Origin of the sequence: Mesorhizobium sp. M0166, from assembly GCF_040322255.1 — a bacterium.
Lineage (GTDB): Bacteria > Pseudomonadota > Alphaproteobacteria > Rhizobiales > Rhizobiaceae > Mesorhizobium.
This window is the reverse complement of the sequence record NZ_JAMYTD010000060.1, coordinates 1-12669: the sequence shown is the minus strand read 5'-3', so window position 1 is coordinate 12669 and position 12669 is coordinate 1. Positions and strand designations below refer to the sequence as shown.

Below are 12669 nucleotides of genomic sequence, written 5' to 3'. Positions count from 1 at the left end.
GCGAACTAGCGTGTCCCTGCGATGGGTCGGAACAATTTTTCACGGCTATACCCGAAGGGCCAAGCGCTTCGGTTCCCAGGCCCGCCCTCACACCATTCTTTTCATCAGAATTGGGCTGTTCAGCATTTGCTGAAAGCAGGCATTTCACTGAATATCGCTTGACAGATTTCACTATACAACGCATTTTCAGCAAATGCTGAAAGCCAACGTAGAAGTGAACGAGCTGGAGACCGGGGCCGCCGAGGCCATCGGTGGGTTGCTGCGTAGCGTCCCTTTCATCCAAGTAAAGAAGGTCGAACTGACGCCGCCTAACTCCGGCTTCGATATCCTCGCAGAGTTCAGTGTGGATGGGAATCGCCGCCTTCTCGCTTGCGAAGTCAAATCGGTCGGTCAGCCGCGGCATGTGCGTGCGGCCCTCTTTCAGCTTCGGAAGGCTGCGGAGAAGTTCGACCCGCTGGCGATGCCGATCTTCATCGCGCCCTACCTGTCTCAGGAGGCTCAAGCGCTTTGCCGCGAATTCGATGTGGGTTACCTCGACCTGGTGGGAAACGCGCGGATCGCCTTCGACACCGTCTTCATTGAACGTCAGGTTGATACAAAGCCGCCTGCCGTTCAGAGAAACCTGAAATCCATCTTCAAACCAAAATCCGCGCAGGTGCTGCGGGTGCTCCTTCGCGATCCTGACCGTGCATGGCGTGTCGCGGATCTGGCGGAAGTTTCCGTCGTCAGCCTGGGCCACGTTAGCAACGTCCGCAGCGAGCTGGTGGATCGCGAATGGGCCGAGATCACGGATGAGGGCTTACGGCTGTCACAGCCCGATGCGCTTCTGGATGCTTGGCGCGACGCCTACGAACCGCCAGCTGGCGAACGCATGAGCTTTTATACGACGCTCCATGGTCAATCCCTGGAGGTCTCGGCGCGCGGAGCCCTGAGCGCCCTGAGGGACACACCAAAGGCCGTGTTCGCATCGTTTTCGGCGGCGCATTGGCTGGCGCCCTACGGTCGGGTGCCCACCCAATATTTCTATACGGATTCGGCCGGACTTGTAGCCCTGCGCGATGCTCTAAGACTGTCACCGGCTGCATCGGGAGCGAATGTCATGGTCACGGTCCCGAAGGACCATGGCCTATTCAACGACACCACCGAGCCTGCCCCGGGGGTCTTCTGCACAAGCCCCGTACAGACTTATCTCGACCTTGCCGTCGCTGGAGAGCGTGGAGCGGAAGCGGCGGAACACCTCAGACAGGAGCTCCTCTCATGGCGAAAATAGTCCCGCCCGACCCTCAGTCCGCAGCAGATTACGAGGACCGCACGACAAAAGCCGTGAAGGGTGTTCTGGTCGAAATCGGGCAGATCCTCGGCAGCTTCAAGGGCAAGTTCGCCGTGATCGGCGGCGCGGTTCCCTGGCTGCTTCTCGACAACGAGGACATGCCTCATGTCGGAACGCTCGACGTCGATCTTGGCCTTGATGCGGAAGCCCTAGGTGATGGCGAGTACGTGACCCTTGTCGAGGCTCTTATGGGCCACGGCTACAAGCAGCGTGAGGAGCTCCGGCGCTTCCAGCTCGTCCGCGAGGTGCCGGTCGATGATGGAGGCGCGCCGATCGACATTGTCGTCGATTTCCTGATGCCCCGTGATGCGGAAATCGTAAAAAACCGTCCGCCGATCCTGAGTGACTTTGCTGTCCAACGGGCCGACGGCGCGGACCTCGCCCTGCGCTTTTATCAGCTGGTCGCCATCTCTGGCGATATGCCGGAGGGTGGCACTAATCGCGTCGAGGTTGCCGTTTGCTCGATCCCTGCTTTGCTCGCTATGAAAGGATATGCCCTCAATGGTCGGCATAAGCAGAAAGACGCCTACGACATCTACTACTGCATCCGGAACTATCCCGACGGGATCGAAGCCCTGGCCGACGCTTGCAGACCCTTGCTCGAACACGAGAGCGGCGCACAGGGCTATCGATACATCGCGGACAAGTTCGACGCGCCTGACGGCTACGGCGCGACGAGCGTCCGCAAGTTCGTCGCCGAGACGGACATTCTCGATGGCCGCACACCCGAGCAATGGCAGCAGGACGCCTTCGGTCAGATCGATGCCTGGTTGCGAGCGCTCGGCCTGCGAGAATGACGCACCCGCTGTGGGTCTCGGCCCGAATATAACAGACGACTGGGGGGAATGTGGGAAATTCAGGATCGCGGTGGCTTCGATGGGAGCCCCATATTCATGCGCCGGGCACCGTACTCAACGACCAGTTTAACGGCGCGGACAGCTGGGAAGAATACCTCGCCAAGATCGAAACAGCGACACCGGCGATTCGCGCGCTTGGCGTGACTGACTACTATCTGCTCGACACCTATGAACGTGTCCGCGACGCGAAACTTCACGACGGCCGCCTTCCCGGCGTCAACCTGGTGTTTCCGAACGTGGAGCTGCGCCTCGCTTTCGGAACCGTTAAGGGCAACTGGGTCAACTGCCATCTCCTCGTCAACCCGCAGGATCCCGATCACGTCGGTGCGACACACCGTTTCCTTGCGCAGCTGACGTTCGAATATTCGGGCGATCGGTTCACATGCACGCCCGACGAGCTCACGCGCCTGGGGTCGAAGATCGACCCCAATCTTTCTGGACGGGCCGCACTCGCGCGCGGCGCAACCCAGTTCAAGGTTAGCTTCGAGCAGTTGGGCGCGCTCTACCGCGCCATCGATTGGGTCAAGAACAACATTCTCATCGCCGTTGCCGGCAGCGAGCATGATGGCACCTCGGGCATGCGCGGCGAATCTGAAGGCGCGCAGCGGCAGGAAGTGGAGAGGTTCGCTCACATCATCTTCGCCAGCAGCGTTAGCCAACGCGATTTTTGGCTAGGTCGGAAAAGCAGCGCAACTCCCGATGAAATCCGCGCCCGCTATGGAGCACTCAAACCCTGTCTTCATGGCAGCGACGCGCATGAGACTGCAAAGGTCGGCGCCCCTGACGGCGATCGCTATTCCTGGGTGAAGGGTGGGGCGCATTTCGACTCGCTCCGTCAGGCCGTCATCGATCCGGCCGGGCGCGCCTTCGTCGGCGCAGCGCCCCCTATCCGCGCCACCCCTTCGCAGGTTATCTCCCGCATTGCGATCCAAAACGCGCCGTGGGCGGCTACGCCCGTGCTCGAACTCAATCCCGGCCTCGTGGCGATCATTGGCGCGCGAGGGTCTGGTAAGACGGCGCTTGCCGATGCAATCGCCGCCGGTTGCGACGCAGCCTCCGAGCATCTCAGTCCAGCCTCGTTTCTCGTGCGCGCAGGGGATTTGCTCGAAGGGGCCAGCGTTCGGATGGATTGGGGCAGCGGCGATCCTTCCGAGCGCGAACTGCTCGACTACGAATATGATGCCGATCTGGACGGCCGGTTCCCACGGGCCCGCTATCTTTCGCAGAAATTCGTCGAGGAACTCTGCTCGGCCGACGGCATGACTGACGCCCTGCTCGGCGAGATCGAGCGCGTCATTTTCGAAGCCCATCCCGAAAAGGACGGGACATTCCGTTTCGACCAGCTTCTGGAACTGCGAGCCACCCGCTTTCGCCTTGCTCGCCAGCGCGAGGAGGAGGCTATCGCTACACTCTCGGACCAGATCGGCCTCGAGCGGGAAAAGAGGCGCCAAATTCCAGGGCTCACTCAGCAAATCGCCCACAAGGAGCAGATCGTCAAAGGACTGAAGGCCGATCGCGACAAGCTCATCGTCAAAGGGAGCGAAGTCCGCGCTGAGCGACTCACCGTCATTGTCGACACGGCCGAAAAGGTACGCTCCTTCGTCCGGTTCTTCACGAACCAGGAAAGTTCGCTTCTTGCCTTACAGGACGAGGTGAAGGCCTTTCGCCAGAACAAGGCCCCGGAGGCCCTACGCCAAACCAAATCGAGCTTCGTCGCCGCTCGGCTGGAGGACTCTGACTGGCAGGCCTTCCTGCTCGAGTATCATGGCGACGTCGATGCCGCTCTTTCGGCCAAGCTCCTGACTGCGCGCAACAACGCGACCGGCTGGCGCGGCGTGGCGCCTGCACCTCTCGGCGTCCCCAGTCAGTCCTTCCTCGCGGACAATACCGATCCGGAGAAGACGCCGCTCGCCGTGCTCGAGGCAGAGGCGACCCGTCTGCAAGGGCTGATCAATATCGATACCGAGACCGCGAATAAGTATGCCGCTTTGGTCAAGCGCATCGCAGAGGAAAACACACAGATCGAGACCACCCGTACGACCCATGCCGATTGTCAAGGGGCGTCTGATCGCATGGCGAATCTTAGCAAGCAGCGGCGTGAAACCTATCTTCGCGTGTTCGAGTCGATCATCGCCGAGGAGCAGGTTCTGCGCGATCTTTACCGGCCCTTGGTCGATCGATTGCAGGCCGCCAAGGGCACTTTGCAGAAGCTGTCATTCTCAGCGTCCCGGCATGCCGATGTGAAGCAGTGGGCCTTACTTGGCGAGAAGCTTTTCGACCTGCGGCGCGCCGGCGACTTCAAGGGAAAGGGTTCGCTCGAGCAATGGGCCAACACCAATCTGCGCAAGGCATGGCAAACAGGCGATGTCGCTGCTATCGACACGGCCATTCAACATTTCACCGACGCTTGGCAGGACGAGCTACTCGCTGTGGCCAATGTGGCGAGCAACGACCAGGCCGCTTATCGAAGTTGGCTGATGCGCTTCGCCAAATGGCTGTTCAGCACCGAGCACATCCAGATCGAATACAGCATCGACTACGAGGGCACGGATATTACCAAGCTCTCGCCCGGTACCCGCGGAATTGTCCTACTCTTGCTCTACCTGGCCCTCGACGAGAGCGATCACCGACCGCTGATCATCGATCAGCCCGAGGAAAACCTCGATCCCAAGTCGATTTTCGACGAGCTCGTTAGCCTCTTCGTCGCGGCCAAGGCGAAGCGGCAGGTCATTATGGTCACGCACAACGCCAATCTCGTGATCAACACGGATGCGGACCAGATCATCGTTGCGAGCGCCGGCCCGCATGGCCCCGGCGAACTGCCGCCGATCACCTATTTTTCCGGAGGGATGGAGGACGCCGATATGCGCCAGCAGGTGTGCGACATCCTTGAGGGAGGGGAGGAGGCGTTCAAGGAACGCGCGCGACGCCTGAGGGTGAGATTGGACCGGTAGCGCGACGCCGTTGCTGTGGAAGGACTTTTGTCGCCGCTACAGCTATTGCTCTTGTCTACACCAGAAGAGTGCCAGCTGATGCATTTCTGGCGTCCGACCAAGGTCCTCCAGTGACGATAGGGTCATCGGGCGTTATTTCGTCCCGGTCGGCAATTTTTGTAATTCGATGAAAGGCGCTCATGATTTCCTCCCTGCCCTGTAGCAGCATTGGTCAACGCTACCGAACGCGCAAGCTTTCGCCTGCGTAGCAGCAGGCCGATCCGATACCGTTGTAAGGCCCCATCCGGCGTGGCACTATCGGCATACTTGCAGCCTTTGGGGAGGGGAAGCATGCGGTTCGTTGCATTGGACGTCGAAACGGCAAACCCGCGCATGCGAAGTATCTGCCAAATTGGCGCGGTGGTTTTCGAGAACGGGCAAGAGATTGCCTCTGATGTTGTTCTGGTCGATCCTTGTGAAGAGTTCGACGACATCAACGTCTCGATCCATGGCATTGATGAAACCCATGTGCTCGGTGCCAAAACATTTCCAGAACTCGTTCCCTGGCTTGCAGAATTCACGCATGGTCAGGTGGTCGTATGCCACACGCATTTCGATCGCGTAGCAATGGCACAGGCCCATGATCATCACAGCTTAACGTCTCCTCCTTGTCGATGGCTCGACACAGCGATGGTCGCTCGAAGGGCTTGGCCGCAATTCGCGCAAAGCGGCTACGGGATACAAAACCTCGCTAACAGTTTCGGTATCCGTTTTCAGCATCACGATGCGCTCGAGGATGCACGTACAGCCGGCCTGGTCCTTCTTCGCGCGATCGATCAATCGGGCTTTGACCTCGATCATTGGTTGGCGCGCGTCAAACTCAGTTTGTCTGGACAGCCAAAGGGAAGACACCGGCGTGACGGCGATGGCGACGGGCCATTGGTCGGCGAAACCGTCGTTTTCACAGGCAGCTTGTCAATCCCGCGTCGGGAAGCTGCCGATCTCGCTCATATTGCCGGCGGAGCCGTAGAGCCTGGCGTGACAAAGAACACCTCGATCCTTGTTGTCGGAGACCAGGATCTTGAGCGAATGGCTGGCAAGGTAAAAAGTTCAAAGCACCTCAAAGGTGAGATGTTGGCAGCGAAAGGCCAGCCGATCCGCTTCCTTGCGGAATCCGACTTTTTGGCTCTGCTCGCGGAATGAAAGGAGACCCCCGCCGATAGACAATCAAACGCAGCTCGCTTTAGCGGCTGGCCCGCGAGCCCGATCGGTGCAAAAGGAAGTCCGCGGTCGCCGCCGCGGCAAAGTGGGGGGTAGATGGGCACGATATCGCAATTCTTTCAGCCGCCGTTGTACTGGCAGCAGTTCGAAGAACTTGCCGTAGGGATGCTGCGCGAGGTCTATGACGTTCCCAACGCCCAAGCATATGGGCGGTCAGGGCAGGCCCAAAATGGCGTCGACGTCTATGGCAAATCCCGCTACGGGATGATCGGCATCCAGTGCAAGCGGCTATCCGACCGGGACGAAAATGGGAACCCCTATCCTGGCGGGCCGATCAGCCGCAGCTTCCTGCGCGCCGCTGCTGTAGAGTCGCTCGCCTTCAGGCCCAACCTGGAAATTTGGATATTGGCCACGACCGCCCGGCGCGACACGCATGTCCAAGGCTATGTCGATGATCTCAATCAGGAGTGGGAGGAACAGAAGCGCGGCAGGCGGGCTATCGTCTGGTCGTGGGACGAATGCATTTCATACCTCAACAGCTTCCCAGAACTGCAGCGCTGGTACTATCGGGATGTCATCCAAATCCGCGGCACCAAGGATCTCGACGAGGTGATCCTTCGCACAATCGCCATGGCATTCTCCCGTCCGGCCTTCGAACTGCCACTGCACTGCGAGACACCCAACGAGTTCGAGCAGGCGCTCAAGGACACGCAAAAGGCGCTTCGCACCGGCGAGCTTGTCGATCGCGAGAGCCGGCATGTGATCCGCAAGGCGGTTGGCGGCTACCATGAGATTGACGACGACGATTGCCGCGCGGCTCTTGGTCGGGTCGACAAGCAACTTCGTCAGGTCCGGTCACAGCTTGAGCAAGGTCTCAAGGACGAGTCCATCCGCCGGGTTAATGGCTTCCTTGATTTCTCCCATCCGGCGATGTCCCTCCACCTTGACGATCTTCGCAGCCAATGTGTTCAAGAGTTGAACCAAGTGCTAGGGAAAGCTGGCATTCCGCCGATCTAAAGCCGTGACGCAAGGGCGTGCTCCGGCTGCCGTGCAGAACAGAAATTGGAGATGGCCGGGTCTCCGCATGGCCATAATAGGGGCCCCACCTGGATCATCTGCCTCAGGTAGGCGACGTCATCCAGACGGGAATGTAGTCGACAGAATCACGCGGCATGCGCATCCTCACAGGATGGACATTGAAAAAGAACGCCGCGCGGAATTGATCGCCGGTCTTGGCGACCAGTTCCTGTGCTTTGAAGAAGTCACATTAACTCACGCGACTTTCACGCGGCGGAAAATCCGCGCTGATGTTGTCGCGATCCCTGTCGATGATCGTCTTGCAGACTACGCTTTGGCATTCGAAGTGAAGGAGCCGTCGCAAGCGTGGAACTATTCCGACTGGTCTCATTCAATCCGGCAGGCATCGGACTACGTTTACGGCAAGATCGACCCGGTTGCGCCAGCCGCGAAGTACGCCGGTAGGCGTATTGCAGGCGCTTTTATGTTTCCTTCTCCACCGTACAATCCGCATGGCATGCCCATGGCCCCGACACCCTTCGTCCGACCCGGACTAGAACAGATGGTATCAGGTCAGTTCCATCTTGCGCTTCATTTCCGCGTGGGCCGGGCGTTTTGGGAGACTTCAAAACTCGGCCGGCGGTTTGCATTGAGCTTCGGACCCAACCCCCTATGGGATTCAGAACACGGACTTTTGGATCGTGGTCTAACCCTTATTGCAGGCAAGCGTACTCTCGGCTCCGGAAAGATCGATGTAAAAATCGAATTGGATGGTTGGGGACCGTCACAATCGCCGCTTACAGAATAGGCGATGCGGCCAAACGCGCCGTCGCTGCCTGATCTGGGGTGACCCCGGCCTTGTCGAACACCTCCTGGGCAGCGAGCAGGCCACGCACGATTTCTTCCGGCTGCGCTCCTTCGACGCGAATCGTGATCGTCATCGCCTGTCTCCACTGCGCTCGGGAGCATCGACGCCTTCGGCCTTCCGCAGGGGCACGACATCATCCCGGTTGACTCTTAGCCAAGACGAGAACAAATGTAGAACATATCACAGGCTTTCCGCGTTTCAAGGGTCAGATGAGTGTATCGGCGCCCCCTGCTGCCATTTCCGAGCTTCGAGAACGCATTGCGCGTCTCGAAGGTGGAAATGCACGCGAGCGTACGGTTTTGCCGTTCGGAGTGGCCGCGATTGACAGGGTTCTGCCGGGAGGGGGATTGGCTTTTGGCGGTCTGCACGAGATCGCGGGTGGTGGCAATGGCGCCGTCGATGGCGCAGCCGCGGCACTCTTCGCTGCCGGTATTGCCGCGCGCACGGTGGGCAAGGTGCTGTGGTGCGTTACCCGGCCCGATCTGTTCGCGCCGGCAATCGAACAGGCCGGCCTGCCTCCGGGAAGGGTGATCTATGTCGAAGCCGGCGACGAGAAATCCGTTCTCGCCTGTTTCGAAGAGGGTCTTCGCGGCGGTTTTGGCGCTGTCGTTGCCGAGATTGCACGGCTTTCGATGACGGCCTCACGGCGGCTTCAGCTTGCCGCCGAAAGCTCCGGCGCCATCGGCATCGCCATTCGCCGCTGGCGTCGGCAGACGGAGGCCACCGATTTCGGCCAGCCAACCGCCGCCGAGACACGCTGGCGGGTGTCGGTCCTGCCGTCGACGCCATTGCCGGTTCAGGGAGTCGGGCGTGCGTGCTGGCAGCTTGAACTGATCCGATGCCGGGCCGGAGAGAGTGCAGATTTTACAGTGGAGGCATGCGATGCCAAGGGTCGTATCGCTCTTCCTTCCGATGTGGCCGACAGACCGCTTCAGAAGGAAATCGGGCGACGCCGCGCCTCCGCCTGAGACGCCGCTCGTCCTTGTCGGCCGTGACGGTCGTCGCCGTGTCGTGCTTGCCGCCGATGCGGCAGCACACGCAGCAGGTCTGCGCATCGGCTTTCCGGCGAGCAAGGCGCAGGCGCTGGTCCCGGCCCTGATCGTCCATGATGCCGAGCCCGATGCCGACGCCATGGCGCTCGAGCGGTTGGCGCTGTGGGCGCTGCGCCGCTACGCGCCGATCGTCGCTGCCGATCCGCCGGATGGCATCGTGATCGACACGACCGGCGCCGATCATCTGCATGGCGGCGAGGCGGCGATGCTTACCGATATGGTGGAGCGACTTGGCGCGTCCGGCTTCGCCGTGCGTGCCGCGGTCGCTGACAGCTGGGGCGCTGCTCACGCGCTGGCGCGCTTCGGCACGCGGCAGATCCTTGTGGTTCCATCCGGTGAGATCGCACAGGCGATCCTGCCTTTGCCGATCGCCGCCCTTCGCCTGCCCGCCGTGACGATCGACGGTCTGCGACGGCTTGGCTTCGAGACAATCGCTGATCTTGGCGGCACGCCGCGCGCGTCGCTCGCCTTGCGTTTTGGTCCCGAGCCTGGCCGCCGCCTCGACGAGGCCTTTGGACGAGTGAGCGAACCGATCGAGCCGATCCGACCGCAGGAAATCGTCGAAGTGCGCCGCAATTTTGCCGAACCGATCGGCGCGCCAGAAACGATCGCGCGCTATACCGGCAAGCTGGTCGCTGAACTGTGCGCCTCACTCGAGACGCGAGGGCTTGGCGCACGGCGGCTCGACCTTCTGTTCTTCCGCGTCGACAATCGCATCGAGGCGATCCGTGTCGGCACAGCAATGCCGGTGCGTGACACGACGCGCCTGACCCGGCTTCTCACAGACAGAATCGAGACCATAGATCCCGGGTTCGGCATCGAGCTGATGCGGCTTGCCGCGACCGTTGCCGAGCCGCTGCGGGCCAAGCAGATGATTTCCCCGCTCGCCGAGGCGCCCGAGCCCGATGTGTCGGATGTGATCGACATCCTCGCCAACCGTGTCGGTGAGGACCGGCTCTATCGCTTCGCCCCGGTGCAGAGCGACGTTCCCGAACGGTCGGTTCAACGCATTGCCCCAATGGCGCCTGATACCGGCGAGGGCTGGCCCGGCCATTGGCCGCGCCCAACTCGGCTGTTGCCACGACCCGAGCCGATCGAGACGGTAGCACTTCTTCCCGACCATCCGCCCGTGACCTTTACCTGGCGCGGCGTCCGCCGGCGCGTGAAACGGGCGGACGGCCCGGAACGCGTCTTCGGAGAATGGTGGAAGCGCGACGCCGAGCTCGCGGCGGTGCGGGATTATTTTCAGGTCGAGGACGAGAACGGCGAGCGCTACTGGCTCTACCGCGCCGGCGACGGCGAAGACGCCGCGACCGGATCGCATAAATGGTTCATGCACGGGATCTTCGGATGACTGGCTCAACCCGATATGCCGAGCTGCAGGTGACCTCGCATTTCAGTTTCCTGCGCGGAGCGAGCAGCTGCGAGGAGTTGTTCGCGCAGGCGGCGTTCCTCGGCATCGAAGCACTGGCTGTCATCGATCGCAATTCGCTTGCTGGCATCGTGCGTGCCCACGAAGCGGCGAAGGCGACAGGCGTCCGGCTGATCGTCGGCTGCCGTCTCGATCTCGCCGACGGCATGTCGGTCCTGGCCTATCCCACGGATCGACCGGCCTATTCGCGCCTCTGCCGTCTGCTGTCGCTCGGCAAGGGCCGGGCCGGGAAAGCCAAGTGTCATCTCGAATGGGATGATGTCGTCGCTTATGGCGAAGGCCTGATTGCGGTCCTGGTGCCAGACGAAGCCGATGATCTTTGCGCCGTTCGTCTGCGGCGGCTGCGCGAGGCTTTCGGCGATCGCGCCTATCTGGCGCTCACCTTGCGCAGGCGTCCGAACGACCAGCTCCGGCTTTACGAGCTGGCTAACCTGTCGGCCGCGATGCGCGTGCCCACCGTCGTCACTAACGATGTGCTTTTCCACGAGCCGGCCCGCCGCATGATGCAGGATGTCGTCACCTGCATTCGCCACAACGTCACCATCGATGACGCCGGCTTCCGGCGCGAACGTCATGCCGACCGCTATCTCAAACCGGGCGATGAAATGGCGCGGCTGTTCAGCCGTTATCCTGAGGCCCTGGCGTGCACCGCCGAAATCGCCGGCCGCTGCCGGTTCTCGCTCGACGAGCTCGCCTATCAATACCCCGAGGAAAAAACGATGCCGGGCCTCACGGCGCAGCAGGCGCTGGAAAAACTGACCTGGGAAGGTGCTGCCCGCCGTTACCCCGAGGGCTTGCCCGACAAGGTGGTCGGCATCCTAAAGCACGAACTGCGGCTGATCGAGACCCTCAAATATGCGCCGTACTTCCTGACGGTCAACTCGATCGTCCGCTTCGCCCGCAGCCAGGACATTCTCTGCCAAGGCCGCGGCTCGGCCGCCAATTCAGCGGTCTGCTATGTGCTCGGCATCACCTCCATCGATCCCGAACGCAACAACCTCCTTTTCGAGAGGTTCGTTTCGCAGGAACGGCGCGAGCCGCCCGACATCGATGTCGATTTCGAGCATGAACGGCGCGAGATCGTCATGCAGTGGGTCTACGAGACCTACGGTCGCGATCACGCAGCATTGTGCTCCACGGTTATTCGCTATCGCACCAAAGGTGCTGTCCGCGATGTCGGCAAGGCGCTCGGCCTGCCCGAGGACATGACCAAACTTCTGTCCTCGCAGGTCTGGGGCCATGGCGAAGCGGTCGATGAGCAGCGCGCCAGCGAGCTCAATCTCAATCTCGGCGATCGACGACTGCGACTGACCCTTGAACTCGCGGCGCAACTTGCCGGCACGCCGCGTCATCTCTCGCAGCATCCGGGCGGCTTTGTGCTGACGCATGATCGGCTCGACGACCTCGTGCCGATCGAGCCGGCGGCGATGAAGGATCGCCAGGTCGTGGAATGGGACAAGGACGATATCGACGCCCTCAAATTCATGAAGGTGGATGTCCTGGCCCTGGGTATGCTCACCTGCATGAAACGGTCCTTCGATCTTCTGTCCGAGCACAAGGGAATCGCCCTCGATCTGGCGACGATCCCGGCCGAGGATCCGCGCACCTATGCGATGATCCGCAAGGCCGACACGCTTGGCGTGTTTCAGATCGAATCCCGCGCGCAGATGTCGATGCTGCCGCGCATGAAGCCGCGGACATTCTACGACCTTGTCATTGAGGTCGCGATCGTCCGGCCGGGACCGATCCAGGGCGACATGGTCCATCCCTATCTTCGCCGGCGCGACGGAACGGAAGAGGTGTCGTTTCCAACACCGGAGCTCGAGCGCGTTTTAGGCAAGACGCTCGGCGTGCCGCTGTTTCAGGAGCAGGCGATGCAGGTCTCCATGGTCTGCGCCGGCTTTTCCGCTGGAGAGGCCGATCAGCTGCGCCGCGCCATGGCCACGTTCAAGCACACTG

10 protein-coding genes are annotated in these 12669 nt (G+C 61.1%); 9 read left to right on the top strand and 1 reads right to left on the bottom strand.

The features are described from left to right. Positions 1 to 193: 193 nt before the first annotated feature. The 6 genes from NKJ46_RS32470 to NKJ46_RS32445 all read left to right on the top strand — a co-directional run bounded on the left by NKJ46_RS32470 (position 194) and on the right by NKJ46_RS32445 (position 8166). Positions 194 to 1270 (top strand): type IV toxin-antitoxin system AbiEi family antitoxin, encoded by a 1077-nt coding sequence (locus NKJ46_RS32470; protein ID WP_352671118.1) that lies wholly within the window; start codon positions 194 to 196, stop codon positions 1268 to 1270. Continuing rightward, complete coding sequence (locus NKJ46_RS32465; protein ID WP_352671115.1) at positions 1258 to 2127, top strand: nucleotidyl transferase AbiEii/AbiGii toxin family protein; 870 nt, start codon at positions 1258 to 1260, stop codon at positions 2125 to 2127. The genes NKJ46_RS32470 and NKJ46_RS32465 overlap by 13 nt, the downstream gene beginning before the upstream one ends. Before the next feature lie 50 nt (positions 2128 to 2177). Beyond that, positions 2178 to 5141, top strand: coding sequence for a TrlF family AAA-like ATPase (locus NKJ46_RS32460; protein WP_352671112.1), 2964 nt, complete (start codon positions 2178 to 2180; stop codon positions 5139 to 5141). 330 nt (positions 5142 to 5471) lie between these two features. After that, entirely contained in the window at positions 5472 to 6323 is an 852-nt protein-coding gene (locus NKJ46_RS32455; RefSeq protein ID WP_352671109.1) for an exonuclease domain-containing protein, read from the top strand. A gap of 114 nt (positions 6324 to 6437) precedes the next feature. After that, on the top strand, positions 6438 to 7358 hold the full coding sequence (locus NKJ46_RS32450) for a hypothetical protein (protein ID WP_352671106.1): 921 nt from the start codon (positions 6438 to 6440) through the stop codon (positions 7356 to 7358). Positions 7359 to 7530: 172 nt separating this feature from the next. After that, entirely contained in the window at positions 7531 to 8166 is a 636-nt protein-coding gene (locus NKJ46_RS32445; RefSeq protein WP_352671103.1) for a hypothetical protein, read from the top strand. On the opposite strand, the gene NKJ46_RS32440 is transcribed toward NKJ46_RS32445, so the two are convergent. After that, entirely contained in the window at positions 8156 to 8299 is a 144-nt protein-coding gene (locus NKJ46_RS32440) for a hypothetical protein (protein WP_352671100.1), read from the bottom strand. The two genes, NKJ46_RS32445 and NKJ46_RS32440, sit on opposite strands and share 11 nt — an antisense overlap. A gap of 136 nt (positions 8300 to 8435) precedes the next feature. Between NKJ46_RS32440 and NKJ46_RS32435 the strand changes: the two genes are divergently transcribed. The 3 genes from NKJ46_RS32435 to NKJ46_RS32425 all read left to right on the top strand — a co-directional run. Further along, entirely contained in the window at positions 8436 to 9194 is a 759-nt protein-coding gene (locus NKJ46_RS32435) for an ImuA family protein (protein ID WP_352671097.1), read from the top strand. Continuing rightward, positions 9109 to 10632, top strand: coding sequence for a Y-family DNA polymerase (locus NKJ46_RS32430; RefSeq protein ID WP_352671094.1), 1524 nt, complete (start codon positions 9109 to 9111; stop codon positions 10630 to 10632). The genes NKJ46_RS32435 and NKJ46_RS32430 overlap by 86 nt, the downstream gene beginning before the upstream one ends. Then, the coding region (locus NKJ46_RS32425) for an error-prone DNA polymerase (RefSeq protein WP_352671091.1) at positions 10629 to 12669 on the top strand (2041 nt) is incomplete at its 3' end. The genes NKJ46_RS32430 and NKJ46_RS32425, both read left to right, overlap by 4 nt.